A 2,706-nucleotide genomic window follows, 5' to 3' on the forward strand; every position below is an offset into this window, starting at 1 on the left:
GTTGTACATCGGCGTGTTGATCGAGATCACCGGAGCCGCCTCGGTCACGCCGTAGCCTTCGAGGATGCGCAGGCCGAACTTCTCCATGTAGGTCATGCGCGTCGCCGCCTTGACCGGCTCGGCGCCGGCAAAGCAGTAGCGCACCGAGCGGAAGTCGTAAGGGTGCGCCGTGCGCGCATAGCCCGAGAGGAACGTATCGGTGCCGAAGATGATCGTCGCATTCGACGCGTAGACCAGTTCCGGCACGATGCGATAGTGCAGCGGCGAGGGGTAGAAATAGACCGGCACGCCCGAGATCAGCGGCAGCACCGTTCCCGCCGTCATGCCGAAGGAATGGAAGATCGGCAGCACGTTGAACACCTTGTCGCCCGAGTGGAAATCGATGCGCGAGGCGGCCTGGGCGGCGTTGGCCAGGATGTTGCGGTGGGTGAGCACCACGCCCTTCGGCGTGCCTTCCGAACCGGAGGTGAACAGAATCACCGCGGCGTCGTCGGGCTTGCGGGCGACGCGCGGCGTGGTCTTGCGCAGCAAGCCGAGCAGCTTGTCCTTGAGGCCGATGCCGGCCCGCAGGTCGTCGAGCCAGACGATCTCCACCGAGCGGCCGATTTCCTCGACCACGGCGCCGAGCTTTGCCTGTTCGACAAACGCGCGCGAGGTCAGCACGGTTTTCACCTCGGCTGCCTTGCAGGCGGAGAGGATGTTCGCCGCACCCGCGGTGAAGTTGATCATCGCCGGCACCTTGCCGGCCGACATGACGCCGAGCAGCGTTGCGCAGGCGCCGTTGGCGTTGGGCAGCATGATGCCGATCGTCTGCTGGCTGGCATAGAGGTGCTCGAACTTCTCGCCGAGCACGGCGGCGGCCGTCAGCAGCTTGCCGTAGCTTAGCGAGCCGGTGACCGGGTCCTGCACGGCGAGCTCCTTCATGCCGCGCTCGCCCGCCGTCAGGATGATCTTCTCCAGCACGGTCCTGTCGATGTCCTCGGTGCGGAAGACGAGATCCGACATCACCTGATAGAGGGCGGCGCCCGCCGCGGTGCGACGCTGGCGGCCCTTGAGCTCCTGCGGAACGTCGAGCGTCACCGGCTCCAGGATGGTCACCTTGACCTTCGGGAACAGCCGGCGGCGCACGTGCTGCGACGTCAGCCGCGAGAAGTAGCTCTTCTCCAGCCCGTCGATGCGCACCGGCACGACCATCGATCCGGTCTTGTCGGCGACCATGGCGGCGCCGTCATAGACCTTCATCAGGCCTCCGGTGACGGTGATGCGGCCTTCCGGGAAGATGACCAGCGGGTCGCCGCCCTGCACGATCTTGATCAGCGTGCGGGTCGACATCGGCTTCGCCGGATTGAGCGGCAGGGCGCGGGCGAGCTTCAGGAACGGCTTCATCCACCACGCCTGCGCGATGGTGTGGTCGATGGCGAAGACCGGCTCCTCGTCGGTCAGCGTCAGGGCCAGCGGACCGTCGAGGAAGCTGACATGGTTGAGCGCCAGGATCGGCGCCGGGCCGGCGGCCTTGAGGTTGTCCAGCCCCTCGACCTCCAGATGATGGAAGGCGCGGAACAGGATGGAGACGAAATCGCGGAAAGGATTCGTCGGCAGGTATTTCAGCATCAGCCAGGCGGCGACGGCATTGACCGCGGCAAGGCCGGCCAGCACGCCGGCGATCGAGACGCCGGCGCCCTGGATGACGGCGACGAGGCCGCCGCCAATGGTCATGAAACCGGCGCTGACGACATTCACCGCGGCGACGACACGGGCGCGGCGGTCCTCCGGCGCCCAGGCCTGCACGGCCGCGAAGGTCGGCACGACCAGGAAGGCGCCGGCGATCGCCAGGCCGGCGAGATCGATGGCGACCCGAATGGTGTTCTGGCCGGCGAAGAAGGCGCTGAGCGTTTGCGCCTGGGCGGAGGCCTGAAGGCCCCACACGCTCCAGGCGAGGTCCAGCCCGAACACGGCCATCAGCGCCGTGCCGACCGGTGCCGGCAGCAGCACCATGCGGCCCTGCGACATCCATGCCGCGATGGCCGAGCCGACGGCAACGGCGACCGCGAAGACGGCCAGATAGGCGGTCACCGCGATCTCGGTGCCGCCGAGCGAATTCTTGACCAGAGGGGGCAGGATGGAAAGGACGATGGCCCCGACCAGCCAGAACCACGACGCCATCAGCGCCGCCCGCCAGATGCGCTGGTTGGTGCGCAACTCGCTGACCAGGCGCCAGGTGGAGCGCAGGATGTTCTTGTCGATCGCGAGATCGGGTGCGGCCGAACCGGTGGCCGGGATGTAGCGGCTGACGAGCCAGCAGCCGACGGCAAGCGCCATCATGATTGGGCCGAACACCGCAACGCCGATGCCGTCGGCCGAGACGATGCCGCCGGCGATGGTGCCGCCGAGGATGGCGGCGAAGGTGGCCGACTCGATCCAGGCGTTGGCGCGCGGCAGGTCCTTGCGTTCGAGGTGATCGGGCAGGATGCCGTACTTGATCGGGCCGAACAGCGCCGAGATGACGCCGAACAGGAACAGCGCCGTCAGCAGAACCGGAATGGAGGAGAGCGCGATGCCGATGACCGCGAGCAGTGCGGCGCCGATCTCGACAAACTTCAGCCTGCGCGCCACGAAAGCCTTGTCGAAGCGGTCGGCGATCTCGCCGCCAAGTGCGGACAAGAGCAGGAAAGGAGCCATGAAGATGGCGCCGGCCAAGGTCACCAG

1 protein-coding gene is annotated in these 2,706 nt (G+C 67.3%); it reads right to left on the reverse strand.

What is annotated here, in order from left to right; translation table 11 throughout:
* The coding region (locus EN738_RS33175) for an acyl-[ACP]--phospholipid O-acyltransferase (protein ID WP_127287236.1) at window positions 1-2,706 on the reverse strand (2,706 nt) is incomplete at both ends.

Source organism: Mesorhizobium sp. M4B.F.Ca.ET.017.02.2.1 (assembly GCF_003998955.1).
Lineage (GTDB): Bacteria > Pseudomonadota > Alphaproteobacteria > Rhizobiales > Rhizobiaceae > Mesorhizobium > Mesorhizobium abyssinicae.